Raw genomic sequence first — 24,589 nt, forward strand, 5'->3', positions numbered from 1 at the left:
GGGACTCCATTTGGAGCTTGGTGCCGTTTCGGCTCGACACATGTATAGGCGGCCGCAGCCAGCGGACGTCCCTACCGTGGAGGCCACAGCAGGATCAAGTCTTTGAGGAGCCCAATGAAACGACGCAGCCACTTCCCTTCTGTACCCCCAGGCGCCGCCCGTACCGGGGAACACTGCCCCCAAACCGGATGGTGGAACCCGGCCGGGGAAGAGGCAACCAAAGCTTCCCTCCGAGCCGCCGCCGAGGCACGCTTCATAGGAGAGGGAAGCCTCATGCCGCCCATCAATGGCCTGCCCGGGACATGGGTGCCCCGCTGGCTCCGGGCTGCAGTTGCCCGTTCCAAAGACTCGTTCGATATCGGTGTATACGCGAAGTCGGAAAAACGGTAGAGTTTGTCTGACAATCTGCACACGCAGTAGTCGACTTTCGAATGTATTGGGGAAGCTCATGGCGGAATCAAACATGTCAGCTGCGGCACTTCCTCTGCGGATGTCCCCGGTGGCCTCGGTGTCGCGCAGGGATGGCGTCGTCAATGAGATCCGGCGCGCCGTTGTGCTTGGCACCATCAAGCCCGGCGAGAAGCTCACGGAGGTCCAGCTTTCCGAATGGCTCAACGTCAGCCGGCCCACTGTCCGAGAAGCCCTCAACCAGATGGCCCAGGAAGGACTCCTGGTCCAGGAGCCGTACCGCGGCCTCAGGGTGGCAACCCTGGACGCAGCAGCCATCATGGACCTCGCCAACACCCGCATGGCCTTGGACATGCTGGCCGCCACCGCGATCGTGGAGGATGACTCCGGGCGCCGCATGAAAATGGTGGAGGACAGCTGGGCCGAGTACAGCCGCGTGGAGATGGATCCGGACCCGGTCATCCGGCACGAAAGCCACGTGTCATTCCACCGGAGCCTGTGGGCCGCGTCAGAGAACGCGCTGCTGCTGCGACTCTGGCCGGTCACCGAAGCGCACCTGACCATCATCCTTGCCCAGGACCAGGCGGCACGGGCAGACCCCGTCCGCGCGCACCGGGTCCACGAAAAGCTGGTTCAGGCCCTTCGAACCAAGGACCTCGACGTCATCCGGAAAGCCTTCAGCGAACACACCATGCGCAGCGCGGAGGAACTCATCCCGCTGCTGGGCAGCGCAATCCCACAGAAAGAGAGCTAACCCATGAAGATTCTGATCGTAGGCTCGACCGGCCTGCTCGGGTCCTCGGCCGCCGCCGCCCTGCGGGACCGGCACGAGATCATCGAAGCCTCCCGCTCCGGGCAGGTCACGGTCGACCTCACCGAACCGGACTCCATCCGCCGGATGTTTGACCGGGTAGGACGCGTGGACGCCGTCATATCCTGCACCGGCTCCGTCCCCTTCAAGCCGCTCGCAGAACTCACGGTCAAAGACTTCCGGGTCGGCTTCGAGGACAAGGTCCTCGGCCAAGTCAACCTGGTCCAGATCGGCGTGGAGTATGTAAACGACGGCGGCTCCTTCACGCTGACCAGCGGCGTACTTGCCCGTGAACCCATCCTGACTGGTGTCGCAGCCTCCCTGGCCAATGGCGCCCTGGAATCCTTTGTCATGGCGGCCGCGGCCGAGCTGCCGCGCCGTATCCGCATCAATGCCGTCAGCCCCTCGGTCCTTGCCGAGGCCACCGGCTACCACGACTACTTCCCCGGATTCCAACAGGTTCCCGCGGAAACGGTGGGACGCGCGTACGTAAAGTCCGTCGAAGGCATCCAGACGGGACAGACGTACGCCCTGGACCAGTAGACAGGCAGCGCGCGCACCCCTCCCGCGGGCAACCCCCGCAAAAGCCGGTCTTCACACCCGTGAAGGCCGGCTTTTGCTGTTTCCAGTGGCAGTCCTCTGCGGCGCGGTCATCAGGAATTTACATTCGCGGTCTTCCTCACCCCCTCGCCGGCCCCGGCCCCGGAAGCACCCGGAAGCCGCGTTACAGCTTTATTTCCTTCACACTCGTCTTTTTTGCAGCAGCCACTGGACGTGGCGCCGGTCACAGGTTTACGCTTGAAGCACGAAGCTGATTGTAAGACAATAAAACAACCAAACGACATCCGGATGGCAACATCTTCAGCCATTCGCCCCCAGGACAGCTCGGCAGCATGGTGGCCGCGTCCGATCAGAAAAACTTCCATCCAGTCGGCGTATTTTCCTTAGTTTTTCCCGCCGGCCCCCTGACCCGTTTCCTGTAAAGAGGGTTTTAAAATGACCAAAACAAGCAAGATTGTCCTCGCCATCCTGGCCGTCCTGGTCCTCGGGGGGATTGGCGGCACATTGGGCGGCAAAATGTTCGGCGGCAACAGTGCCACGGCAGCGTCATCAGTCTCCGCCCAGGGCTCCTTTATCGATGACATCAAAAAGCGCGGCGAGCTCCGCGTCGGCGTGGCCATCGCCCCGCCCATGACCACCCAGCAGCCGGACGGGACCCTCGGCGGCCCCAACCTCATTCCCCTCGAGGAACTGGCCAAGCAACTGGGCGTGAAGCTGGTTCCGGTAGCCGCGGAGTGGAAGAACATCGTGGCAGGCTTGCAGGCCAACCGCTACGACTTCGCTGCAAACTTGGACTACACGGTGGAACGGTCACTGGCGATCTCCTTCACCAACCCGGTCTACGAATACCCCGGCGTGTTCGTCGTCAAGGCGGATGCCCCATTCACCACAAGCGACCAGGTCATCAGCAGCGGCGGCCAAATTGCCACCGCCCAGGGCGCAGCACCCGAGGCGACGCTGAAGGGCCTGACCGGGAACATCATGCCGATGGACTCCTACTCCAACGCCATCTCCGCTATCCAGGCAGGACGCGCGGTGGCAGAATTTACCGACCTTCCCACCGCAGAGTCCCAGGCACAGGCCGACTCTTCCCTGAAGATCATCGTCCCCAAGCCTGAAATCTACTCCGGCACCGCCGCCTACGGGGTTCCCGCCGGCGTCGACGCCCGGTCCATGCAGATCGTGAACATCGCCATCGAGCGCGCCCAGAAGAGCGGCACTCTGGCACAGGCCTACACCAAGGTCAACTACTTCGAGGTCAACAACCTCGGCGACCTCGCCAAGAAGTGATCCGCCAGGAACAACGCGGCCAAGGAGCCAAGACATGAACTACAACTTCGACTGGAACGTGGTGGCCAACGCCTTCCCTGCAATGATGCAGGGGCTGGGTCTCACCCTCCAGATCACTGTGATCACCATCGTCATCAGCATGATCCTCGCGGTGCCCCTGGCAGTGGGCCGCATGTCGAAGATCGAGGTGATCCGCTGGGCTGCCCAGGGATACATCGAGATCTTCCGCTGCACCCCGCTGCTGGTCCAACTGTTCTGGATCTTCTACGCACTGCCTGCCCTCACCGGGGTTACGCTCCCCGGATACGCGTCGGCTGTCATTGCCCTCACGGCGAACCTCACCGCCTTCATGGCCGAAACCTACCGCAGCGGTTTCCAGTCCGTTCCGGTTGAACAGGTCGAAGCCGGCAGGATGCTGCAGCTGAGCCGTTTCCAGCAGCTGCGCTACATCATCGTCCCGCAGGCCCTGCGCCAGCAGCTGCCGGTCATCCTCTCCCTGAACATCTCCCTCTTCAAGGACACGGCGCTGGTCTCCACCATTGCCGTCTCGGACCTGATGTTCATCTCCAACACGATTTCTTCCCAGACCTACCGGGCCCTGGAAGTCTTCACCCTCGCAGCGGGCGTCTACTTCGCCATCGCCTTCCCGATTTCGCTGATCACCAGCTCCATCGAACGCAGGATGCAGAACAGCTCCGGCATGGGTGCCCCGGCGCCCAGGAGGCTCGCATCGCGAATGATGCCCGGAACCCGTCCGGTGGTGCCGGCATGAGCCATTCACTGAGCACCGGGCTTCCTCCGGTCCAGCAGCAGAAGGACAATGATGGAACCGAACAGAAGGGCATCAAGGTGACAGCGCTCGAGCCCACCCCCCAGCTCACCGGGAATCGGCAGGTCCTGGTGGAAGCCCGCGGCCTCCAAAAAGCCTTTGGACCCCGCCAGATCCTCAAGAATGTCGACTTCGAGATGAACAAGGGCGACATCACCGTCATCATCGGCAAGAGCGGCTCCGGCAAATCCACCCTCCTTCGCGCCCTGGCCGGCCTCACCGACCCGGACGAGGGCCAGATCCTGATCGACGGGCACACGGTCTTCGCGGACCAGAAACGCACCAAGGAATGGGACAACATCCGCTCCGAAGTGGGCATGGTCTTCCAGGCCTACACGCTCTGGCCGCACATGAACGTGCTGGACAACCTCGTCCTTGCCCCCCGCAAGGTTCGCGGCGCCGCCGCCTCGGAATCCCGCGACCGGGCCGAAGCCGCCCTGGGCGAAGTAGGCATGGCCCACCACGTCCTCAGCAAGCCCACCCAGCTCTCCGGCGGTGAGCGCCAGCGCGTCGCCATCGCCCGGGCCCTGATGATGAAGCCCAAGCTCCTGCTCTGTGACGAAATCACCTCCGCCCTGGACCCACCCGTCGCGGCAGAAGTACTCGACGTCCTGCGCCGGCTCAAGGAAGAGGACGGCATCGCGGTCGCCCTGGTCACCCACGACATGGCCTTCGCCTCCAAAGCCGCGGACCGGGTGGTGTTCTTCCACAACGGCGAAATCGCCGTCAACGCCACCCCGGAGGCCGCGTTCGACAAGTGCGATAACGAAGACCTCAAGAAATTCGTGGACGCCGTCCGCTTCTAGGCCCACCGGTCCGGAACAGCCCCTCTGCCCCGGACCAAGAAAGGAACCATTGTGCACACCGTAGTGATTGGTGGCGGCGTCATCGGCCTCACCCAGGCCTACCACCTCGCCCGCGAGGGCGAGGACGTCACCGTCATTGACGCCCGGGCCACCGGCCTGGGCGCGTCGAAAGTCAACGCGGGGTGGATCTGCCCCGCGGAATCGGCACCCGTGCCCGGACCCGGCGTCGTCCTCAAATCCATGAAATGGATGCTCCGCCCGGACAGCCCGCTCTACATCCGGCCGTCCCTGAATCCAGCCTTCATAGGATTCATGCTGGGCATGTGGCGCAAGTCCAACGCCCGCGACCAGCGCGCCGGCTTCGAGGGCCACCTCCGGCTTGCCGCCGACACCCTGCAGATCTTTGACGAGTACCGCGCCGACGGCATGGACTTCGAAATGCACACGAACGGGCTGCTCATGGCATTCATGGAGCAGGACAACTTCGACCACCACGTCGACAACCTCGACCTGGCATCCCAGTACGGACGCCAGCCACGCGTACTGGACCGGGACGCGGTGCACGAGCAGGAACCACTGCTCACCGACGAGGTCCTGGGCGGCATCTACTTCCCGCAGGAACGCCACGTGGATCCGGGCGCAATGGCCACCGCGCTGCACCAGCGGCTGGTGGCAATGGGTGTCAAGATTATCGAGAACGCCCCCATTGATGCCGTGGACCGCAACGGGGACCGCGTCACCGCAGTACACAGCCGCGGCAACAGTTACACGGGCGACAACTTCGTCCTCGCTGCCGGCGCCTGGAGCGGAAACCTGTCCAAGCAGTTCGGAGTGCCCCTGCCCGTCCGTCCCGGGAAGGGGTACAGCGTGGAGGTTCCCGCCCTGGGCCTATGCAGCACCGTCAACCTCTGGGACGCCAAAGTGGCGGTCACCCCGTTCAACGAACGCCTGCGCCTGGCCGGCACCATGGAGTTCGGCGGCCTGGACGAGAAGATCAACCAGGTCCGCGTCGATGCGATCCTGCGGGCCCCGGCGAAGTACTTCCGCAACTGGGAGCCGCCCGCGACCAAGCCGACGCCGATGGCCGGCATGCGGCCGATGACACCGGACGGGCTCCCCGTGATCGGAAATCTCGGACACCTGCAGAACACGTACGTTTCCACCGGCCACGGCATGATGGGCATCACCCTCGCCCCCGGAACGGCTTCGGCACTGACGGATCTGATCGTCCGCGGGAGGATGGCACCCACCCTCCAGCCCTTCAGGGCCGACCGTTTCCGCGGCGTCCAGCGCCAGCCAGTCCCGGCCCACTAGTACCGGACCCCCAAATTTCCTGCCGCCCAACAGCGGCCTGACCACCTTTTGAAAGGAAGCGCCACACCATGTCTGCACGCACCAAGAAGGAACTCCGCGGCATCCTCGCCGCCGTCACCACCCCGTTCACCGAGGACGGCTCCGCCATCGACGAAGCGGCTCTGCAGCGCCAGGTGGAGCGCCTGGTCACCGCCGGCATCCACGGCCTCGTCCCCACGGGTACCACCGGTGAATTCACCACCCTCTCCCCCGAGGAGTACCGCCGCGTCATCGAGCTCTACGTCAAAGGCGCCGACGGACGCATCCCCGTAGTCGCCGGCATCGGAGCGCTCTCCACCCAAGGCGCCATCGACCTGGCCCAGCACGCCGAAGCCGTCGGCGCGGACGCCATCATGCTGGTCCCGCCGTTCTACGACCCCCTGGACCTCAGCACCCTCAAGACGTTCCTCTCCGCCGTCGCCGCGTCCATCAACATCCCGATCGTCTACTACAACGTCCCCGGTGCCACCGGCATCCAGCTGACCGCCGCTGAACTGGCCGAGCTCGGCCAGATCGACGGAGTGGACTACATCAAGAACACCTCCGATGACGCCGTGGGCCTGGCCGAACTCCTCGCCAACCACACCGACAGCATCAAGGCCTTCAACGGCTGGGACACCCTGACGTTCTTCGGCATCGCCTCCGGCGCCGAGGCCTCGGTCTGGGGCACCGCCGGCGTGGTGCCCGAACTCGCCGTCGAATTCTGGGAGGCCCTTGCAGAACAGAAGGACCTGGTCCGCGCCCGCGAACTGTGGAAGCACCTGTGGGCCATCAGCGACTTCCTCGAGTCCGTCAACTACGTGGCCGGCATCAAGGCAGGCCTGGAACTCATCGGCGAACCTGTCGGCCCGGCCCGCCTGCCCATCCAGCCGCTGCCCGCCGAGGAACGCGAGCGTTTCGCCGGCATCCTGCGCAACGCAGGCGTCCTCCCGGCAGTAGCAGCATGACCGCGCGCTCCGCCACCAAACTCGCCCTCGACGCCATCGAGGTCCACGCCGAAGGCGAGCCGGGCCGGATCCTGACCTCCGCCGCGTCCCTCGTGCAGGGCGAGACGATGGCGGAGCGCCTGCAGTACTGCAAGGACAACCTGGACTGGCTGCGCCGGCTCATGCTGCATGAGCCGCGCGGTTACCCGGGCCTCTGCTCGGTGATCCTCCTGCCTCCGGTCAACGAAGGCTCCGACTTTGGCATCGTGGTCCTGGAACAGGGCGGCTTCACCCCGATGTCCGGATCCAACACCATCTGCGCCGTCACCGCGGCCCTGGAGGAAGGCATCGTGCCGGTCCGCGGACCGGAAACCGTGGTCACCATCGACACTGCCGTCGGTATCGTCCAGGCAATCGCCAAGGTCCAGGACGGCAAGGTCCTCTCCGTGACCGTCGTGAACGTCCCGGCGTTCGTCGTCGAACTCGACTTCCCGCTCGAGGTGCCGGAGTTCGGCACAGTGCCCGTCGACGTCGTTTTCGGCGGCCAGTTCTTCGCACAGGCCAAGGCAGCGGACCTCGGCTTGGAACTGCACCCGGACAACGGCAAGGAACTTGCCCGCGCCGGTGCCTTGATCAAGATGGCCGCGCTGGAGCAGATCGCCTGCGTCCACCCGGACAATCCGCTGATTTCTGGGGTCAACCTGGTCATGCTGCACACCGGCGACCGCGTTCCCGGCCGGCAGGACCGCAACACCGTGGTGCTGTCCAACGGCAAACTCGTCCCGTCGGACCCGTCCACCTGGACTGGTGCGCTGGACCGCTCCCCCTGCGGGACCGGCACATCGGCCCGGATGGCAGCCCTGCACGCCCGTGGGCAGCTGGCCATCGGCGAAGACTTCTCCCACCACAGCATCATCGGCAGCGAATTCATCGGGCAGCTGACAGGAACAACGACGGCGGGCGGCCGCGAAGCGGTCCTTCCCACCATCCGGGGCCGCGGCTGGGTGACCGGCCGCACCCAATGGCTGCTGGACCCCACCGACCCCTTCCCCTCCGGCTACACCGTCGGCGACATCTGGGCCCCGGGCGCCTAAAGCACCCACTTAGACACTTTTCCGAAACAACTGAAAGCAGGAGTTGTGAGCCAGTTCATTAACGGCAAACTCGTCGACGGCAGCACCAGCGAAACCGTGGACGTCATCGACCCGTCCAACGGCAAAACCATTCGCACCATCACCCTGGCCGGAAGCGACGACGTCAAACAAGCTGTGCAGGCAGCCCGCGACGCGTTCCCCGCCTGGTCCCGTGCCACCCCCGGTGAACGGTCCGCCGTCCTCACCAAGTTTGCCGCGTTCATGGAAGAACGCGCCGAAGAATTTGCCCAGCTCGAATCCCGCCAGGCCGGCAAACCCATCCGCCTCACCCGCGAATTCGACGTCCCCGGCACCATCGACAACATCGCCTTCTACGCCGGCGCAGCCCGCAACCTCGAAGGCAAAGCCACCGGCGAATACTCCCCCGACCACACCTCCTCCATCCGCCGCGAAGCGATCGGCGTGATCGGTTCCATCTCACCCTGGAACTACCCGCTGCAGATGGCCGCCTGGAAGATCCTGCCCGCCGTCGCCGCCGGCAACACGATCGTCCTCAAGCCTGCGGAGATCACGCCGTTGACCAGCCTGCTGTTCGCAGAAGTGGCCACCGAAGCAGGCGTCCCTGACGGCGTTATCAACGTCCTCACCGGCCGCGGCTCCACCATCGGTGCCGAACTGCTGCGCCACCCGGACGTGGACATGCTCTCCTTCACCGGGTCCACCTCCGTAGGCCGGACCGTCCTGGACGCCGCAGCCACCACCGCCAAGCGCGTCCACCTCGAGCTCGGCGGCAAGGCCCCCTTCGTCGTCTTCGACGACGCGGACCTTGAGGCAGCCATCCATGGTGCCGTCGCCGGATCACTGATCAACACCGGGCAGGACTGCACGGCCGCCACCCGCGCCATCGTCCACCGCTCGCTCTACGAGAAATTCATCGAAGGCGTCGCCGACCTGTACGCCAAGGTCAAGCTCGGGCCCACTGCCGACCCCGCCACCGACCTCGGCCCGCTCGTCTCCCGCAAGCACCAGGAAACCGTCGCGGGGATGGTGGACCGGGCCCGCGGCTACGCCCGCGTCATCGGCGGCGGCATCCCTGAAGGGGACCTGGCGGGAGGCTCTTACTACCGGCCCACCCTGGTCGCCGACGCCACCCCGGACAGCGAAATCTTCCGCGACGAAGTCTTCGGCCCCGTCCTTGCCGTCACCCCGTTCGACACCGACGACAAAGCCATTGAACTGGCCAACGACACCCCCTACGGCCTGGCCGCTTCGGCATGGACCAAGGATGTCTACCGTGCCCTGCGAGCCACCCGCGAAATCCGCGCCGGCGCCGTCTGGGTCAACGACCACATCCCGATCATCAGCGAAATGCCACACGGCGGCTTCAAGCAGTCCGGCTTCGGCAAGGACATGTCCACCTACTCCTTCGACGAATACACCGTGGTCAAGCACGTCATGTTCGACCTCACCGGACAGCAGGCCAAGGAGTGGCACCGCACCATCTTCACCCTGGAGGGGTAGGCAGAATGACGACGACGGGACGTGGGCGCCGCTTCGACGGCAAGACCGCACTGGTCACCGGGGCTGGCGGCGGGATCGGATCCGCCATCAGCCGCCGGCTGGCCGCCGAAGGTGCCCGCGTGTTCGTGGCCGATGCCAATGAAACAGCCGCAAAGGAAGTAGCCGACGACCTGACGGGTGAAGGTTTCTCCGCCGAGGCGCTGGTCTTCGACCTTCTCGACCCCGAAGCGTCAGCGGCGGCCGTCCAGCACATCGTTGATGCCCGCGGCCGGATTGACGTGCTGGCCAACAACGCCGGCGTTAACCGACGCGGGGACCTGCTCTCCCTTTCGGAGTACGACTGGGACCTGTCCTTTGCCGTCAATGTGGACGCACTGTTCCACCTGTGCCGTGCGGTGCTGCCGCACATGATCGGCGCAGGTGGGGGTGCCATCGTGAACACGGCTTCCCAGTGGGGCCTGTACCCGGCGCCAGGACACATCGCCTACAACGTCTCCAAGGCCGCCGTCGTCGCCTTCACCAAAAACCTGGCCCGCGACTACGCCCCGAACAATATCCGGGTCAACGCCGTCGCACCCGGCGAAGTGCACACGCCCATGCTCGAAGCCGGGCTCGCCCGCAGCGGCCGCACTGTGGCCGACCTTGACGCCCTGGTCCCGTTCGGCCGGATTGGCAAACCGGAGGAAATCGCCGCCTTGGTGGCCTTCCTCGCCTCCGACGAAGCCCCCTACATCTGCGGCTCCGTCATTGAAATCACCGGCGCCCAGGCCGTTGCATGACCGGGCGCATGGACGGGAAGACCGTCCTGGTGACGGGAGCGTCGCGTGGCATCGGCCGCGCGACAGTTGAAGTCCTGCACCGCGATGGCGCGCACGTCGTCCTCCATTACGGGAACGACAAGGATTCCGCCCAGGCCACCGCCGACCGGCTCGGCGACCGTGTCCACCTGGTCCAAGGAGACCTCCGGGACCCGGCGGAGCGCCAACGGGTCTGGACGGAGGCTGCCGCCTGGCGCGGCGGCGTCGACGTGCTGGTCAACAACGCCGGCGCCTGGCTCGCCTCACATATTGGCGACGACGGCGCGTGGCAACAGGGCTGGCAGGGCAACTACGACCTGAACCTCCTGGCCCCCGCGGACCTGTGCCGGCAAGCCATCCTCGGATTCCGGCAGCGCGGCGGCGGCATCATCATCAACACCACCAGCCGCTCCGCCCACCGGGGGGATGACGCAGAACACCTCGCCTACGGTGCGGCGAAGGGCGGGCTGCTTGCCCTGACCAAGGGCATCGCGCGCGGTTACGCGAGGGAGAACATCCTCGCGTACGCCGTCGCCCCGGGCTGGGTGGCCACCGACATCGCAGGCGACCTCGCCACGGACCCCGCCGTCCTTGAAGGGCTTCCGTTAGGTGAGGTCACTCCGCCCGGTGACGTCGCAGAAGTCATTGCCTTCCTGGCCTCAGCACGCTCCCGGCACACCACCGGGGCCACCATCGACATCACCGGCGCCGATTACGTGCGCTGAAAACGCCCACCACCTTCATCGTCCTTGACCAAAACCTTCGAAAGGAAACCCATGAACCAGCGACACGTTAAGGACTGGCGCACGCTCGAAGGCGCGAGTGTTGAAATCCGCTATCAGGGATCCACCGTCAGCAGTGGATTCGTCGATGCTGTCACGGATGACGGCTCCATCCTCTGGATCCACTCAACCGTCGATGGCCGGCAGCTCTTTGAGAAGGCCAGCTTCTACCAGGTCTGGGCATGCGAAGAGCGCACCGGGTTCCACTACCAGGTATCGATGAGCGAACAGCCGGAACGTGACCTGCTGCCGGCCTCCTGAAATGGACGCGCCGGGTCGATGACTGATTCCCTGAGGTGCCGTTCACTGCACGGGCGCCTACCCTTCTTTCCGTGACTGTGGGGTTGGAGCTTGCAGCAGCAGGCATCGCAGGGTGGCTGCGGCCAGCCTCGGTCCTGCAAGGACGGGATTGCCGAGGTGCGCGGAAAGGGTTTTGCGGCCGGGGAAAGCCAGTACTGGGCCAGCAGGACGGCATCGTATGCAGAACCTTGTTCCTCGCAGGCATTTTGCAGCGTTCTGGCGAGGAGGGCATAACGTTCTACCGCGTCATTAAGAGGCCCAATGTTGGATGCCAGAATCAAGATCCTCTCGTAGGGGCCTTTGAGGACGGCAAGGAAGGCGCTTTCACAGCCGCATCTTTGGCAAAGATGAATTCTCCTGCGGCCCGGGCGTGGAGAGTTGTGGTGTCGATGATGTCGGCATCATTGAGCTGGTCCGCGACGATAGTCATGTCAGTGCATGCCAGGAGGATGGCCTGCGCGCCTCGGTCACGTAACTGGGCTGCGGCGCGTTTGAGGACAGCGGAGGCATCTCCGTCGGTTATACCCTTGACCAGTTCGTTGAAGATCACCTGGTCGATGTGTGCGGCGGTTGCACGGTCGGGGTATTCAATGCTGAAACCGGCTGCTGGGAACACCTCCTCGTACAGGCCTGCTGATTGCGTGAGGCTGGTGCTGAGGATTCCTACACGCTGCACGTGGCGACGTTGCAGTTCCTGTGCCATCACGGAGCGGATGTCGAGAACAGGCAGTGCTGTCTCCGCTTCCAAAGCTTGAACAGCACTGTGGCTTGTGTTGGAAGTCAACACTAGAAAGTCTGCCCCTCCTGCAGCAAGGTGCTTGCCGGCGTCGATCAGAAGCGCGTTGAGCGCTTCGAGGTTTCCTGCACCAACGGCGCGGGCGGCTTCTTCGAAGTTGATGGTCCATAGCAGTGAGTTCGGAGTGTGGGCCGGGTCCACGTTTGCCGCTGACTGAGTCATCTCGAGGTAGTAGACGCAGTTCGTTTTGGGCGCCAGGCCGATGAGGCCAGGGATTTTCTTTCTCATGGTGAGGTTCCTCGTCGTAGATGCGCGTGGTGGTGATCCTGCTCCAGCTGGCAGTGATTCTCCACCCGACAGTGAAGTAGACGTAGTCGATCACCGCTGGTGAGAATTCCGACCGTCGTGTACGGGAGAGCCTGTCAGGCGTCGTGGTTGGTCTCGAGTAGCCCGACCAGTCGATCCAATGCCTGCTCCGACCCGGTACCTTCGGTCCGCAGAATCACCCGGTCACCGTACTCGAGGCCGAGGCTCATAAGGGAAAGAACTGACGTAGCATCCATTGCTTCGTCAGCAGGCTCTTCCTCGCGTCCGATGGCGATGTCCAAGCCGTCGTATTCGTTTGCTGCTTCCACAAAGACTGTTGCGGGCCGGGCGTGTAAGCCAGACGTGCTCGCGATGATGGCAGTGCGTTCGAACATGTAACTCTTCCGTTCAGTTGTTGAAGAAATTGGGTGATTACTGCAGCCGGAGGTCTTCGACCATGCGGGCTACATGCAGCGTCAGGTAGGTGACTTCGTCTTCAGTAAGCGGCTCGCCCAGGCGCAGCTCGAGCACCGCCTGGAGCTTCAGCGCCGTACCGTGGGCCTCGGGATACGACTCACGGATCGCTTTGCTCAGCGCTGTCGCGCCGTCGTTTAGTTGTTGACCTGTTTGAGCACGGACGAAGAAATAGCGTAAATGGGTGATGAAGCGCGCGGCATTTACAGTGTCGCGATCGAACGGTCGTTCGTAGGCCTGCTCCAGGACCTCGAATAGCTGGGTGAAGACGCCGGTCATTTGGTAAGTGAGCGAAAGGTCTCCGGTAGCGAACCCTGCGTTGACAAGATGCAGGGCGATGGGCACTGCTTCGGCCTCGGGCAGGGCTTGTTCAATGCGGGTATTGACGAAATCAAGGACGCGTTGGGCTGTCTTTAGTTCCTCCGGGTAGAGGTGGGACACCTCGCCCCGGAGAGGGTATTCGAGGTCGATGCCTTGACGTATCCGCTTGATCGCGAAGCTGATGTGGTCGGCAAGGCCGACAACCGTGGTGGAGCTTATAGTGTTTGGCAGGTCTTTCCGGGCTATCTGCAGTGCTTCGTCCGCGAGCAGGAGGTGCTCGGGAGGTATTGCTGCCACGAGTGCACCGAAGTTGTCCGCGTCCCGGCCATCCTCGGGGACGAAGACACGAATAACTTTGCTCTCATCTACAGGTTTGCCTGGTTTGGCTTGAAACCCCAGACCGCGCCCCGTGAGGATGACTTCGCCCTTGTCTGGGGTCCGGGCGAGGACGACGTTGTTGTTGAAGACGCGCAAGACCTCCATGTCGCCCTCCTTTCGTTGAGTGCCGGAATCTCTGCTGTACTGGCCGGAGGCAGGAAACCCCACTTCCGGCCAGTATTACAGGCTGCCAGTGAGACTGGCCTAGTTCTTGAGGCTGGCGCCGTTGGTCGCGATGACGTCCTTGTACCACTTGAAGGATTTCTTCGGGTAGCGCTCCAGGGTGCCGGTGCCGTCGTCGTTGCGGTCCACGTAGACGAAACCGTAGCGTTTGCTCATTTGCGCGGTGGAGGCACTGACCAGGTCGATGCATCCCCAGGCGGTGTAGCCCATGAGGTGGACGCCGTCTGCCACTGCTTCCCGGGCCTGCACCAGGTGGTCGTTGAGGTAGGCAATCCGGTAGTCATCGATGACCGTTTTTTGACCTTCAACCTCCACCAGTTGATCTTTCGCGCCGACGCCGTTTTCCACAATGAAGAGCGGTTTTTGCCACCGGTTCCAGTAGTCGTTCAGGGCCACACGCAGGCCCTGCGGATCGATTTGCCAGCCCCACTGGGAGGCCTGCAGCGTCGGATTGACCACCCCGCCCATGATGTTGCCAGGACCAGTGACCTTCTTGCTCGGATCAGCTGTCTCGCAGACGCTCATGTAATAGCTGAACGAGACGAAGTCCACCGTGTTCTTCAGGTCCTCGCGGTCCCCTTCGGTGATGTCCAGCTCGATGCCGTTGTCCCGGAAGTGCCGCAGCAGGTAACCCGGGTACTCGCCGCGGCAGTGGATGTCGCCGAACGCGTAGCTGTCCTGCGCGGTGTGCATGGCTGCAACGACGTCGGAGGGGTCCGGGGTCAGCGGGTAGACCGGCAGCGCCAGGATCATGCACCCCACCTGCGCCTCCGGCATCAATTCGTGGGCCAGTTTGGTGGCGCGTGCCGATGCGACCAGCTCGTGGTGAATTGCCTGGTAGAGGTCCTGCTTGGTGAGCTGATCCTTCGGCGCCGGGATGCCGCCGGACAGGAACGGTTCGTGCAGCACGGAGTTGATCTCGTTGAAGGTCAGCCAGTACTTGACCCGGGACCCGAAGTGTTCGAACAGGGCGAGGCAGTAGCGCTCGTAGAAGCCGATGAGTTCACGGTTGGTCCAGCCGTTGTACTTCCGGGCCAGGTGCAGCGGGGTTTCGTAGTGGCTGATGGTGACCAGCGGTTCGATGCCGTGCTTTTCCAGTTCGTCAAGGACTCTGGAGTAGTAGGCCAAACCTTCGGCGTTAGGGGTTTCTTCATCACCGAGCGGGAAGATCCGGCTCCACGCGATGGAGAAGCGGTACACCTTGAAGCCCATCTCGGCGAAGAGGGCGATGTCCTCCTTATATCGGTGGTAGAAGTCGATCGCCACCTGCTTGAGGTTGTCCGGCGTCGGTTCTTCCGTAGGGGTTTCCGTGATGCCCTTGGGCATCACGTCCTGGATGGACAGACCCTTGCCGCCCTCGTTGTAGGCTCCTTCAACCTGGTTGGCGGCGGTGGCGCCGCCCCAGAGGAATCCTTTGGGGAAAGTGGTGGTCACAGCTGTGGATCCTTTCAAGCAGGAACTGGGAAAGTGGAAGTGAAGAAGGAGTCAGATCTGGACCGTGATCGCGGCGTCCCCTAGGGCCAGTTTCCCTTCGGTGACCGGGTCGACGTTTTGGAGCTGGGCGGTGTTGGTGACCATCACCAGGGTGGTGGTGTCGTAACCGGCTTCGGCCACCAAAGAGAGGTCTACGACCGCGAGCAGGTCGCCGGCGCGGACCTGCTGGCCTCGGGTCACGGCTGCTTCGAAGCCGCGGCCCTGGAGCTGGACGGTGTCGATGCCGATGTGGACCAGGACCTCCACGCCGTCATCTGACTTGATGCCGAAAGCGTGGCCGGTCTTCATGGCTGCCTTGATGGTCCCCGTGATCGGCGCGTGGATGCGGCCATCGGCGGGCACAATGCCCAAGCCCTTGCCCATCGCGCCGGAGGCGAACACCTTATCCTGAACATCTGCCAAGGCCACCGCCTCACCCGTCACCGGCGCCAGTACCTCCACGGTGCCGGGGACTGCGGAAACCTGGACGGGCTCAGCTGCCGCCTGCTTATCCCCGGACGTTCCGGGAACGGAAGTGCCGGCGTCGGCCGCTGCTTCTGCCTCGCGGGGGCCAAAGAGGAAGGTCAAGGTGAAGGCCAGGGCGACCGCGACGCCAGTGCCGAGGAAAAGAAGGGCGATATTGCCCACCGAGGTGAATGCAGGCAGGCCCAGCAGCGACGGGAAGACAAAGGACGTGGCACCGGTGCCCCCTGCGGCCACGATGGCGCCACCCACAACACCACCGGCGATACCGAAGTAGAACGGCTTCTTCAGGGGCAGGTTCACACCGTAGATGCCGGGTTCTGTGATACCGGCGAGGAAGCCCGAGAGAGCCGCAGGACCAGCCACGGCGCGGCGGGCCTTGTTGTGGGTACGAAACATGACGGCGAGGGTGGCTGCTGCCTGCGCGAGGACGGCCGGCAGCAGCGGGCCGAACAGGAGGGAGTGGCCAGAAGTGGCGATCTCATTGAGCATGCCGGGGACGAAGCCCCAGTGCAGGCCGAAGAGGACGAAGACCTGCCAGAAGCCACCCATGATTGCCCCTGCGAGCCACGGCGCGAAGGTGAACGCTGCGCCGATGCCGGCAGACAGCCCCTTGGCTGCGAAGGTTGTGACGGGGCCGACGGTGATCAGGACCAGTGGGACCATGACCAGAAGGGTCAGCAGCGGGGTGGTGAAGTTTCGGATAGCGGACGGAAGTACGCGGGTCAGGAAACGCTCAAGGTAGCCCTGCAGCCACACGGCGACGAGGATCGGGATGACCGAACTGGTGTAGTTCATCATCACCACCGGGATACCGGCAAAGCTCACAGCGTCTGGCTTTGCGGCAAGGGCAACGATGCTCGGGTAAACCAGTGCCCCGGCAATCGCCATGGAGGTGAACTGGTTGGTCCTGAACTTTTTGGCGGCGGTTACCGCCAGGAACAGGGGCAGGAAGTAGAACAGCGCGTCAGCGGTGGCAGCCAGGATTACATTGGTCTGGGATGTGGGATCGAGCCAGCCAAGTTGAATGGCCAGGCTCAGAAATGCTTTGAGCAGGCCTGCGGCCGCGAGTGGCCAGATGACGGGCGAAAAAATTGAGGAGATCAGGTCAATGAAGCGGCTCAAAAGGTTGCCCTTCGGCGCCGGTTCCTCGTCTGCCGCGCTGTCATCAGTGAGTTTGGTGATTTTTCCGAGCTCAGCGTAAACGGTGGGTACGTTGTCGCCGATTACCACTTGGTACTGGCCGCCGGCCTTCATTACGGTGATCACGCCGGGGAGCTTCTCGACCGCTGCTGTATCTGCTTTCGTCTCGTCCCGCAGCTTAAGCCGGAGCCGGGTAGCGCAGTGGGCGGCACTGACGATGTTCTTCTCGCCGCCTACCCCCTGCAAAATGTCGCCGGCCAAGGACCGGTAGTCCACACTTGCCATGTCAGACCTCTCTGTCTATTTTTGGGCACAAAAAAAGACCCGAGACGCACATAGTGTGCTTCTCAGGTCTTGCCCCGTTTCCGAGTAACAATCCTGCCGACGAAAACCGTCGCTAACATCAGAGCGTACAGGTGATTCCAGTCACGCGCAACACGACCCCTTTGAAAGCGAAGAGTTCTTATGCCGTGTTGGGGCTACGTTGTCTGGCTTCCCACCGTGCCTGCTGCATGTAAACATCAAATTCGTGGAATTCTATGATCCGGCACTGGCCAGTGGGGGTGACGATCCAGAAGAGCTCCTTCTCCGGCATGACTGCTTCGGCGGCGCCAAACACCTCATGAGTTCCTGGCGACGAACGCCCAGACTGCTGCCGGCGGACCGAGGCTCGGACGCCGAGGGGGTGTACAGCAGTTCTCCCTCGGCATGCGCTGGAACGTTCAAGATTGAGGCTGTACTGGATGGGCGAGACTGGTCTCGGCCACTTCCTGGCTACTCGATTGAGCGCCGGACAACGGGCAGCGCCCTGGAGGCAATTACTTCCTTCATCACGATGGTGGAGTTGAGGCTTTGCACGCCCGGCAGGCGGCTTAGCACCTTGTCATACAGCTTTTGGTAGGCCTCGCGGTCCGCCGCAACGATGCGGATCATGTAGTCCGGCTCCCCGAACAGTCTTTGGGCCTCAATGATTTCCGGAACATGGCTGATCGCGGCATCGAACTCATCCAGCACGTCAGGACGGGTGAGCGTTGCGAACGCAACGACTTCAAAGCCGAAGCCGGCCGAAGCTGCGTCCACGACCGCACGATAGCTGCGTATGATTCCGCGCGCCTCCAGATCCCGCACGCGTCGCTGGCAGCTCGACAGGCTCAACTGCACACGCCCCGCCAGTTCAGTGAACGATATTCGCCCTTCAAGTTGCAGCAATGCAAGAATCTCCCGATCGATCCTGTCCATGCCTCAAAATCTAGCATTTATATGAGGTTTTTCCGGAGAAGTTGCAAACACGTTGCACGGCTTTCGTCTTAGTGTGAACTGCATCGCAAATACACCACTAAGGAACGCTTCGTGAGTACCATGCCTGACACAGTTTTGATCCCTTCCCTTGATACCGCGCCGACTTCGATATTCGACGAGGTCGTCGAACGGGGCACCTCCAACTCGATGAAGTGGGCCTATAAGCACGCTCTTCTTTCTGCGGACGAGGCCGCGGCAGATCCGCTGCCCATGTGGGTGGCCGACACTGACTTCAAGGCCCCCCGGGTCGTGCTGGATGCACTGCATGAGGCTGTCGAGCATGGCGTGTTCGGCTACCCGGGCGGGGCCACGAAGAGTTACCTTGATGCTGTCACGGGTTGGCAGGCCAAGCGCTTCGGCTGGGAGGTCGACCAAAAGTGGGTCCTCCAGACTTCGGGCATCATCACGACCCTCAAGACTGCGGTGCAGGCCTTCTCTGCGCCGGGCGACTCTGTCCTCATCCAGCCGCCGGTCTACGCGCACTTCCACAACGACATGCTCATGAACGGCCGGCACCTTGCCTTCGCACCGCTGTCTAGGGTCGGAGACCGGTATGAGCTGGACGCGACGGTGTTCGAGGCCGCTATCCGGCCTGATACCAAAATTTTCATCCTCAGCAACCCCCACAACCCGACCGGCAACGTGTGGACCGAAGACGAACTGCGCACGATGGGGGAGATCTGTGCTCGCCACGGCGTGATCGTCATCTCCGATGAGATTCATCAGGACCTCATCATGGACCCCGCTAAGCGCCACATCCCCTTCGCGTCCCTCAGCGAGGAGTTCGCTCAGAACAGCATCACCTGCACTGCGCCGAGCAAGACTTTCAATCTCCCCGGGTTGCAGAGTGCCAACGTCTTTGTTCCCAACCAGCGGATGCGGGAAGAGCTCGCACGCCAGTATGACCGGAACATGTTCCCACTGGTCAACGTCCTTGGCATGGTTGCCGCAGAAGCTGCTTACGCCCACGGCGAGGCCTGGGTGGACGAGATGGTGGCTTATGTCCGGAGCAACCATGAACACTTCGCCGCGTCGATCAACAGCGCGCTTCCGCAACTGAAGGTCCTGCCGGCCGACTCGCTCTACCTGGCCTGGATGGACTGCCGGGGCCTTGGCCTGAACGCGGAAGAGCTGGACAAGTTCATGCTCACCAAGGCCCGCCTCTGGCTGGACAAGGGCCAGAAATTCGGTCTCGAAGGACACGGCTACATGCGGGTCAACCTGGGTTGCCCGCGCAGCACTGTCGACGAAGCCATTAACCGGCTCACCGCAGCCCTCATCAGCAACTGAAAGAAGAGAATTCCATGACCATCACCATTCAACACCGTCTGTCCGAACTCGGCGTCGTCCTCCCCGCCCCTGCACGGTCGGTAGCCAACTACCAGCCCTACGTCCGCACCGGGAACCTGCTTTTCACCTCCGGCCAGCTGCCGATGCGCGACGGTGGCTTTACCTCAATGGGCAAGCTCGGCGAAGGCGTCGACATCGCCGCCGGTCAGGAAGCCGCGCGCTGGTGCGCTGCGAACATCCTCGCCCAGGCCAAGGACGCCCTGGGCGACCTGGCGAAGATCAAGCGCCTGGTCAAGATCACTGTCTTCGTCGCCAGCGCGCCGGCCTTCACCGACCAGCACCAGGTCGCCAACGGTGCATCTGATTTCCTGGTCGAGGCGCTCGGCGAGGCAGGAAACCACGCCCGCTCCGCCGTCGGGGTTCCCTCGCTGCCGATGGACGTCCCGGTCGAAATCGAAGCCGTCCTCGAACTCCACTGATTCAACCGCGGGACACTCCCGCATCAAACTCATTCACCAAGTACGCACTGGCGACCGCACACCACTGACGACCCAAAGGCATGCCAGAAACCATCTGATCCCCCAAGCCCCTTCAAGGAAGAAGAGCGCTATGAAATCTCCCCAACGCGTTCAGGCATATGAAAAAGAGAACCTGAAACGGGATCTCAAGAGCAGGCACCTGCAAATGATTGCCATCGGCGGGGCCATCGGAACTGGATTGTTCTACGGCTCCGGCTGGGCCATCCAGACCGCAGGCCCAGCCATCATCATCACCTACATCGTCGCCTCAGCCGCCATCTACTTCGTGATGCGCGCCCAAGGCGAAATGTCCGTCGAGGAACCCGTCTCCGGCGGATACATCTCCTACTCAAGCCGCTACATCCACCCCTTTATGGGATTCCTCAACGGATGGAACGCCTTCATTTTCCTCCTCGCCACCAGTGCGGCCGAACTCAATGCCCTGGGCAAATATGTCCAGTACTGGGTCCCCGGTATGCCGATCTGGGTCACCGCGGCGATCGCGGTACTCATTATGTTCGTCATCAACGTCGTCGGCGTGAAGTTCTATGGCGAGGCAGAATTCTGGTTTGCCATCATCAAGGTGGTCGCGATCGTCGTCCTGATCATCTTCGGTGCTGCAATGATCTTCTTCGGGCTCGGCAACGGGGGCCAGCCCCTCGGACTTGGCAACCTGACGGAACACGGAGGCTTCTTCCCCAACGGCATCAGCGGCTCCATCCTGTCCATCGTGATGGTCGCCTTCGCATTCGGCGGCATCGAGAACCTGGGTCTGACTGCCGGCGAAGCCAAAGACGTTGAAAAGACAATGCCCAAGGCCGTAAATGCCACGTTCTGGCGTCTGATGATCTTCTACGTTGGAGCCATCACTATCCTGGTCACCATTTTCCCCTGGACCTCCTTGACCGGAAAAGGCAGCCCGTTCGTCGAGGTTTTCACCAGGATTGGCATCCCGGCGGCCGCAACGATCATGAACCTCGTGGTGATGACCGCGGTGCTCTCCGCGGTGAACTCCAGTATCTTCACCAACAGCAGGACCTTCTACAACCTCTCCCTCCAAGGCAAGGCCCCGGCGTTCCTCGGCAAGGTCAACAGCAAGCAGGTCCCCTCCGGCGCCGTCATTGCCGTCTTCGTCATCATGCTCGCCGGTGTGGGTCTGAACCTGCTCATGCCGGATCAGGTCTTCGAGATCTTCTCCTCGGTGACCACCTTCGGACTGATCTGCGCCTGGGGCTCGATCGCTCTCAGCCACCTCCGATTCCGGAAGCTGCGCATCCAGAACGGACAGGCTGACGCGATCAAGTACAAGTCTCCCTTCTACCCCTACGCCGACTACATCGCTCTCGTATTCGTTGCCGTGATCCTGGTCTGCATCGCCATCCTGCCGGACATGCAAGTCTCACTGATCGTCTCTGTGGCCTGGGTCGTGGTAGTCGCCGTCGCCTACAGGGTCTACCGCAAGCGGCAGTCCCCCGAGCAAGTCGAAACCGCTACCGAGGACTCCGTACCCGTCCCCGACCACATGGGCAGCTGACCCCGCCGCCCGTTACTCCTTACCTCCAGTAAAAACCACTCACAGAAAGTAGTCTCCATGACGTATCACGACCACAATGACCGCCAGTTCTTCCGCAACCTCCGCAAGGGCGCTCCCGCCGCCGTCGATGCCTTTCAGGCGCTCGACAAGGCTGTTTTCGAGAACCCGGACAACGTCATTCCGCTCAAGTACACCGAGCTCATCGCCGTCGCCGTCGCACTGACCACCCAGTGCCCCTACTGCATCGAAGCCCATTCGAACGCCGCCCGTGAAGCAGGCGCCACCGAACAGGAGCTCGCGGAGACCATCATGACAGCCACTGCGCTCAGGGCAGGAGGCGGTCTTACCCACGGCTGGCAGGCCCTGAAGTTCTTCCAAGGTGAAGCCGCCGCTTCCAACCCAAGCGTCCCAGCGGCATCCTTGTCCTGAGTAACCTCACGGCTAAAGCCCGTGTCCCGGAAATATCCCGGGCACGGGCTTCAGCCCGTTCACTACCGATCGATCCCCAGCAGAGAGAACACCCGAATGACCGCCTTCCCACTGACCCCCGCACCAAGCCCGTTGCCCCCCAATGACAGGATGGCTGTCCTGGCGGACCCCGGATTCGGGAACCACTTCACCGATCACATGGCCACCGCCTCCTGGTCCCTGACGGACGGCTGGCACGACCAGAAGGTCGGCCCTCTCGAAGCTTTTAGCGTCCACCCGGCGACCTCGGTGCTGCACTATGCGCAGGAAATATTCGAAGGACTGAAGGCCTACCGCCACGCTGACGGCTCGGTCTGGCTTTTCCGTCCCGAAGCCAACGCCGCCCGATTCGGACGATCCGCCACACGGCTTTCGTTGCCTGTCCTCGATGAGGAACTGTTCCTGGACGCCGTCACGGAACTCGTCCGGGCCGACCACGCCTGGGTCCCCGAGCATGGGAAGGAGCACAGCCTCTATATCCGGCCGTTCATGTTCGCCTCGGAACCATTCCTTGGCGTCCGAGCCGCGGCCGAAGCAAAGTTCTGCGTTATCGCCTCCCCCGCCGGCCCCTACTTTCCTGACGGGCCCACGGGAATCTCCCTGTGGGCCAGCCGGACCCAGACACGCGCAGCCAAGGGAGGGACCGGGGACGCGAAATGCGGCGGAAACTACGCCACCGGGCTCGCCGCCCAGGCCGAAGCCCGCGCCAACGGATGCGACCAAGTCCTCTACCTCGACGCCGTCGAACACGAATGGCTTGAGGAATCAGGCACCATGAACCTGTTCATCATCACAGCCGACCGCGAACTCATCACCCCTGGCTTGGGCACCATTCTGGAGGGCGTGACCCGGGACAGCATCCTCGCTCTCGCCGAAGAACACGGACTAACGCCGGTGGAGCGGCGCATCGGACTGAGCGAAGTGCAGACTCGCTGCGCGGACGGCACCATCACCGAGATCTTCGCCAGCGGCACCGCAGCGGCCATCACCCCCGTCGTGTCAATCCAAGGCGAAGACCTTGACATCACCATCGGAACCGGTGAACCGGGCCCGAACACCCTCGCCATCCGTGAACACCTCCTCGGGCTCCAGTACGGCGACCGGCCCGATTCGAGGGGTTGGCTCCAGCGGGTGATCTAACACGTTCAGAAGAACGCAGGGATAGAGATACGGAACCGAAGAAGAAGATGACCAGGACCCAAATATCCACGTTGCCCGCCAGCCACATTGAAAGCGCAGGACAGGACGTGGAGCGCCTCCAGCGCCGCACGATGGTCGTCCTTTCGGCGATGCAAGTCGTGGGCACGGTCGGTGTTGGCATCGCTCCTTCCATCGGCGTGCTCCTGGCCGGCCAGGTCACCGACAACGAAGCATGGGCCGGGCTGGCCCGTACCTCAAGCACACTCGGCGCGGCCTTGCTGGGCTTTCCCCTGGGCAACCTTGCGGCACGCCGAGGGCGGAGAGTTGCACTGGCGAGCGGGTGGTGGGTTGCTGCGGCCGGCTCCGGCCTTCTTGTCGCTGCCGCTCAATGGAGCCTGGTCGTTCCCTTATTCATAGGCTTGCTGCTTATCGGAGCGGGCTCCGCGGTCAGCTTGCAGGCACGGTTTGCCGCAACAGATCTTTCCACCCCCCGTCACCGCGCACGGTCTCTAGCGCTCATTGTCTGGGTGGGCACCATCGGCAGCGTCCTCGGCCCGAACCTTGGGGTGCCCGGTGAAGTCATCGGCCGTGCAACGGGCCTGACGGTGTTCGCTGCAGCGTTCCTGATCGCCTCAGGATGCCTCGCCGCTGCCGGAGGCCTTGTTTTTACGCTGCTGCGGCCCGACCCCCTTCTGCTCGCCCGAGCCCATGCCGTCAACGAGTCCGGTGGCCCGGGCAGCCGCGCGGTGGCCGCCCCGCCTGCAGGGCGTGGCCGGCCCCGGGCCATGCTGGCCGAGCTCCGGCGGAACCGGCCCGCGCGGCTGGCCGTCGTAGCGATTCTTACCTCTCAGCTCGTCATGGTGGCGATCATGACGATGACGCCGGTGCACATCGAGCACGAAGGCGGATCGGTGACGTTCATTGGCATCACAATCAGCCTCCACATCGTGGGGATGTATGGGGTTTCCCCCATTGTGGGCATCGCGGCGGACCGGATCGGCCACCGCCTGACTATCGCAGCCGGTATCGTCCTCCTTGCGGTTTCTCTGACGATCGGCATGATCAAGTCGTACGACATGGGATGGATGATGGCATCGCTGATCCTGCTCGGCCTGGGCTGGTCCTTCGGCAACGTCGGAGGTTCCGCCCTGTTCAGTGTGGCGGTATCCGGCCAGGCACGGGCCGCCTCACAAGGAGGCCTCGATGCCCTTTCCAACCTTTTCGGAGCCGCGGCCGCCTTCACGGCAGGTCCGGTCCTGATGTTCACCAGCTTCTCAGCCTTGGCGGCCATCGCCATCATTGCTCTGATACCTCTGACCGTGCTCACGGCCATCGCCCCGAAAGGAATCCCGTCCTGACCCACCC

24 protein-coding genes are annotated in these 24,589 nt (G+C 63.1%); 18 read left to right on the forward strand and 6 right to left on the reverse strand.

The annotated features are described in order from the left end of the window. Positions 1-448 precede the first annotated feature (448 nt). The 12 genes from FBY36_RS06975 (at position 449) to FBY36_RS07030 (ending at position 11,439) form a co-directional block, all read left to right on the forward strand. Positions 449-1,162, forward strand: a complete 714-nt coding sequence (locus FBY36_RS06975; RefSeq protein WP_200830452.1) for a GntR family transcriptional regulator — start codon at positions 449-451, stop codon at positions 1,160-1,162. Positions 1,163-1,165: 3 nt separating this feature from the next. Next, positions 1,166-1,762, forward strand: coding sequence for a short chain dehydrogenase (locus FBY36_RS06980; RefSeq protein WP_142118068.1), 597 nt, complete (start codon positions 1,166-1,168; stop codon positions 1,760-1,762). Between the two features lie 453 nt (positions 1,763-2,215). Continuing rightward, positions 2,216-3,070 (forward strand): substrate-binding periplasmic protein, encoded by an 855-nt coding sequence (locus FBY36_RS06985; RefSeq protein WP_142118070.1) that lies wholly within the window; start codon positions 2,216-2,218, stop codon positions 3,068-3,070. Positions 3,071-3,104: 34 nt separating this feature from the next. Continuing rightward, entirely contained in the window at positions 3,105-3,842 is a 738-nt protein-coding gene (locus tag FBY36_RS06990; RefSeq protein ID WP_142118072.1) for an amino acid ABC transporter permease, read from the forward strand. Then, positions 3,839-4,705 carry an amino acid ABC transporter ATP-binding protein gene (locus FBY36_RS06995; RefSeq protein WP_142118074.1) on the forward strand — a complete coding sequence of 289 codons (867 nt, stop codon included), beginning with the start codon at positions 3,839-3,841 and terminating at the stop codon, positions 4,703-4,705. Before FBY36_RS06990 ends, FBY36_RS06995 begins: the two co-directional genes overlap by 4 nt. A gap of 51 nt (positions 4,706-4,756) precedes the next feature. After that, a complete protein-coding gene (locus FBY36_RS07000) occupies positions 4,757-6,019 on the forward strand; it encodes an NAD(P)/FAD-dependent oxidoreductase (RefSeq protein ID WP_142118076.1) in 1,263 nt (420 codons plus the stop codon). Between the two features lie 68 nt (positions 6,020-6,087). Then, positions 6,088-7,005 (forward strand): dihydrodipicolinate synthase family protein, encoded by a 918-nt coding sequence (locus FBY36_RS07005; protein WP_142118078.1) that lies wholly within the window; start codon positions 6,088-6,090, stop codon positions 7,003-7,005. Next, the gene (locus tag FBY36_RS07010) at positions 7,002-8,078 is read left to right on the forward strand and encodes a proline racemase family protein (RefSeq protein WP_142118079.1); all 1,077 of its coding nucleotides are present in this window, start codon (positions 7,002-7,004) and stop codon (positions 8,076-8,078) included. The genes FBY36_RS07005 and FBY36_RS07010 overlap by 4 nt, the downstream gene beginning before the upstream one ends. A gap of 45 nt (positions 8,079-8,123) precedes the next feature. Next, the gene (locus tag FBY36_RS07015) at positions 8,124-9,599 is read left to right on the forward strand and encodes a gamma-aminobutyraldehyde dehydrogenase (protein WP_142118081.1); all 1,476 of its coding nucleotides are present in this window, start codon (positions 8,124-8,126) and stop codon (positions 9,597-9,599) included. A 5-nt stretch (positions 9,600-9,604) separates the two neighbouring features. Further along, positions 9,605-10,378, forward strand: a complete 774-nt coding sequence (locus FBY36_RS07020) for an SDR family NAD(P)-dependent oxidoreductase (RefSeq protein ID WP_142118083.1) — start codon at positions 9,605-9,607, stop codon at positions 10,376-10,378. Next, a complete protein-coding gene (locus FBY36_RS07025; protein ID WP_142118085.1) occupies positions 10,375-11,121 on the forward strand; it encodes an SDR family NAD(P)-dependent oxidoreductase in 747 nt (248 codons plus the stop codon). Before FBY36_RS07020 ends, FBY36_RS07025 begins: the two co-directional genes overlap by 4 nt. A gap of 51 nt (positions 11,122-11,172) precedes the next feature. Then, positions 11,173-11,439, forward strand: coding sequence for a hypothetical protein (locus tag FBY36_RS07030; protein WP_142118087.1), 267 nt, complete (start codon positions 11,173-11,175; stop codon positions 11,437-11,439). A gap of 316 nt (positions 11,440-11,755) precedes the next feature. Here FBY36_RS07030 and FBY36_RS07035 read toward each other — a convergent pair whose 3' ends face one another. From FBY36_RS07035 to FBY36_RS07060, 6 genes are all read right to left on the reverse strand, one after another. Further along, positions 11,756-12,502, reverse strand: a complete 747-nt coding sequence (locus FBY36_RS07035; RefSeq protein WP_142118089.1) for an aspartate/glutamate racemase family protein — start codon at positions 12,500-12,502, stop codon at positions 11,756-11,758. A gap of 134 nt (positions 12,503-12,636) precedes the next feature. After that, a complete protein-coding gene (locus FBY36_RS07040) occupies positions 12,637-12,915 on the reverse strand; it encodes an HPr family phosphocarrier protein (RefSeq protein ID WP_142118091.1) in 279 nt (92 codons plus the stop codon). 37 nt (positions 12,916-12,952) lie between these two features. After that, on the reverse strand, positions 12,953-13,798 hold the full coding sequence (locus tag FBY36_RS07045) for a PRD domain-containing protein (RefSeq protein ID WP_142118093.1): 846 nt from the start codon (positions 13,796-13,798) through the stop codon (positions 12,953-12,955). A 99-nt stretch (positions 13,799-13,897) separates the two neighbouring features. Next, positions 13,898-15,310 (reverse strand): glycoside hydrolase family 1 protein, encoded by a 1,413-nt coding sequence (locus FBY36_RS07050; protein ID WP_160141882.1) that lies wholly within the window; start codon positions 15,308-15,310, stop codon positions 13,898-13,900. Between the two features lie 51 nt (positions 15,311-15,361). After that, positions 15,362-17,260 (reverse strand): beta-glucoside-specific PTS transporter subunit IIABC, encoded by a 1,899-nt coding sequence (locus FBY36_RS07055; RefSeq protein ID WP_142118097.1) that lies wholly within the window; start codon positions 17,258-17,260, stop codon positions 15,362-15,364. Between the two features lie 489 nt (positions 17,261-17,749). Further along, positions 17,750-18,214 carry an Lrp/AsnC family transcriptional regulator gene (locus tag FBY36_RS07060; RefSeq protein WP_142118099.1) on the reverse strand — a complete coding sequence of 155 codons (465 nt, stop codon included), beginning with the start codon at positions 18,212-18,214 and terminating at the stop codon, positions 17,750-17,752. Positions 18,215-18,334: 120 nt separating this feature from the next. On the opposite strand from FBY36_RS07060, the gene FBY36_RS07065 reads away from it, so the two are divergent. The 6 genes from FBY36_RS07065 to FBY36_RS07090 all read left to right on the forward strand — a co-directional run bounded on the left by FBY36_RS07065 (position 18,335) and on the right by FBY36_RS07090 (position 24,582). Then, positions 18,335-19,564, forward strand: a complete 1,230-nt coding sequence (locus tag FBY36_RS07065; protein ID WP_142122529.1) for a MalY/PatB family protein — start codon at positions 18,335-18,337, stop codon at positions 19,562-19,564. 14 nt (positions 19,565-19,578) lie between these two features. After that, positions 19,579-20,043 (forward strand): RidA family protein, encoded by a 465-nt coding sequence (locus FBY36_RS07070; protein ID WP_142118101.1) that lies wholly within the window; start codon positions 19,579-19,581, stop codon positions 20,041-20,043. Between the two features lie 130 nt (positions 20,044-20,173). Beyond that, entirely contained in the window at positions 20,174-21,616 is a 1,443-nt protein-coding gene (locus tag FBY36_RS07075; RefSeq protein ID WP_142118103.1) for an amino acid permease, read from the forward strand. Between the two features lie 57 nt (positions 21,617-21,673). Beyond that, the gene (locus tag FBY36_RS07080) at positions 21,674-22,045 is read left to right on the forward strand and encodes a carboxymuconolactone decarboxylase family protein (RefSeq protein WP_142118105.1); all 372 of its coding nucleotides are present in this window, start codon (positions 21,674-21,676) and stop codon (positions 22,043-22,045) included. A 96-nt stretch (positions 22,046-22,141) separates the two neighbouring features. After that, on the forward strand, positions 22,142-23,224 hold the full coding sequence (locus FBY36_RS07085) for a branched-chain amino acid aminotransferase (RefSeq protein WP_142118107.1): 1,083 nt from the start codon (positions 22,142-22,144) through the stop codon (positions 23,222-23,224). A 47-nt stretch (positions 23,225-23,271) separates the two neighbouring features. Further along, complete coding sequence (locus FBY36_RS07090; RefSeq protein ID WP_142118109.1) at positions 23,272-24,582, forward strand: MFS transporter; 1,311 nt, start codon at positions 23,272-23,274, stop codon at positions 24,580-24,582. Positions 24,583-24,589: the final 7 nt, after the last annotated feature.

It is taken from the genome of Arthrobacter sp. SLBN-122 (assembly GCF_006715165.1).
Lineage (GTDB): Bacteria > Actinomycetota > Actinomycetes > Actinomycetales > Micrococcaceae > Arthrobacter.

Bases quoted from the DNA above. Each gene is read 5' to 3' on its own strand.
- FBY36_RS06975 (WP_200830452.1), top strand. From the start codon at position 449: ATGGCGGAATCAAACATGTCAGCTGCGGCACTTCCTCTGCGGATGTCC.
- FBY36_RS06980 (WP_142118068.1), top strand. From the start codon at position 1,166: ATGAAGATTCTGATCGTAGGCTCGACCGGCCTGCTCGGGTCCTCGGCC.
- FBY36_RS06985 (WP_142118070.1), top strand. From the start codon at position 2,216: ATGACCAAAACAAGCAAGATTGTCCTCGCCATCCTGGCCGTCCTGGTC.
- FBY36_RS06990 (WP_142118072.1), top strand. From the start codon at position 3,105: ATGAACTACAACTTCGACTGGAACGTGGTGGCCAACGCCTTCCCTGCA.
- FBY36_RS06995 (WP_142118074.1), top strand. From the start codon at position 3,839: ATGAGCCATTCACTGAGCACCGGGCTTCCTCCGGTCCAGCAGCAGAAG.
- FBY36_RS07005 (WP_142118078.1), top strand. From the start codon at position 6,088: ATGTCTGCACGCACCAAGAAGGAACTCCGCGGCATCCTCGCCGCCGTC.
- FBY36_RS07010 (WP_142118079.1), top strand. From the start codon at position 7,002: ATGACCGCGCGCTCCGCCACCAAACTCGCCCTCGACGCCATCGAGGTC.
- FBY36_RS07020 (WP_142118083.1), top strand. From the start codon at position 9,605: ATGACGACGACGGGACGTGGGCGCCGCTTCGACGGCAAGACCGCACTG.
- FBY36_RS07025 (WP_142118085.1), top strand. From the start codon at position 10,375: ATGACCGGGCGCATGGACGGGAAGACCGTCCTGGTGACGGGAGCGTCG.
- FBY36_RS07030 (WP_142118087.1), top strand. From the start codon at position 11,173: ATGAACCAGCGACACGTTAAGGACTGGCGCACGCTCGAAGGCGCGAGT.
- FBY36_RS07035 (WP_142118089.1), bottom strand. From the start codon at position 12,502: ATGAGAAAGAAAATCCCTGGCCTCATCGGCCTGGCGCCCAAAACGAAC.
- FBY36_RS07040 (WP_142118091.1), bottom strand. From the start codon at position 12,915: ATGTTCGAACGCACTGCCATCATCGCGAGCACGTCTGGCTTACACGCC.
- FBY36_RS07045 (WP_142118093.1), bottom strand. From the start codon at position 13,798: ATGGAGGTCTTGCGCGTCTTCAACAACAACGTCGTCCTCGCCCGGACC.
- FBY36_RS07055 (WP_142118097.1), bottom strand. From the start codon at position 17,260: ATGGCAAGTGTGGACTACCGGTCCTTGGCCGGCGACATTTTGCAGGGG.
- FBY36_RS07060 (WP_142118099.1), bottom strand. From the start codon at position 18,214: ATGGACAGGATCGATCGGGAGATTCTTGCATTGCTGCAACTTGAAGGG.
- FBY36_RS07065 (WP_142122529.1), top strand. From the start codon at position 18,335: ATGCCTGACACAGTTTTGATCCCTTCCCTTGATACCGCGCCGACTTCG.
- FBY36_RS07070 (WP_142118101.1), top strand. From the start codon at position 19,579: ATGACCATCACCATTCAACACCGTCTGTCCGAACTCGGCGTCGTCCTC.
- FBY36_RS07075 (WP_142118103.1), top strand. From the start codon at position 20,174: ATGAAATCTCCCCAACGCGTTCAGGCATATGAAAAAGAGAACCTGAAA.
- FBY36_RS07080 (WP_142118105.1), top strand. From the start codon at position 21,674: ATGACGTATCACGACCACAATGACCGCCAGTTCTTCCGCAACCTCCGC.
- FBY36_RS07085 (WP_142118107.1), top strand. From the start codon at position 22,142: ATGACCGCCTTCCCACTGACCCCCGCACCAAGCCCGTTGCCCCCCAAT.
- FBY36_RS07090 (WP_142118109.1), top strand. From the start codon at position 23,272: ATGACCAGGACCCAAATATCCACGTTGCCCGCCAGCCACATTGAAAGC.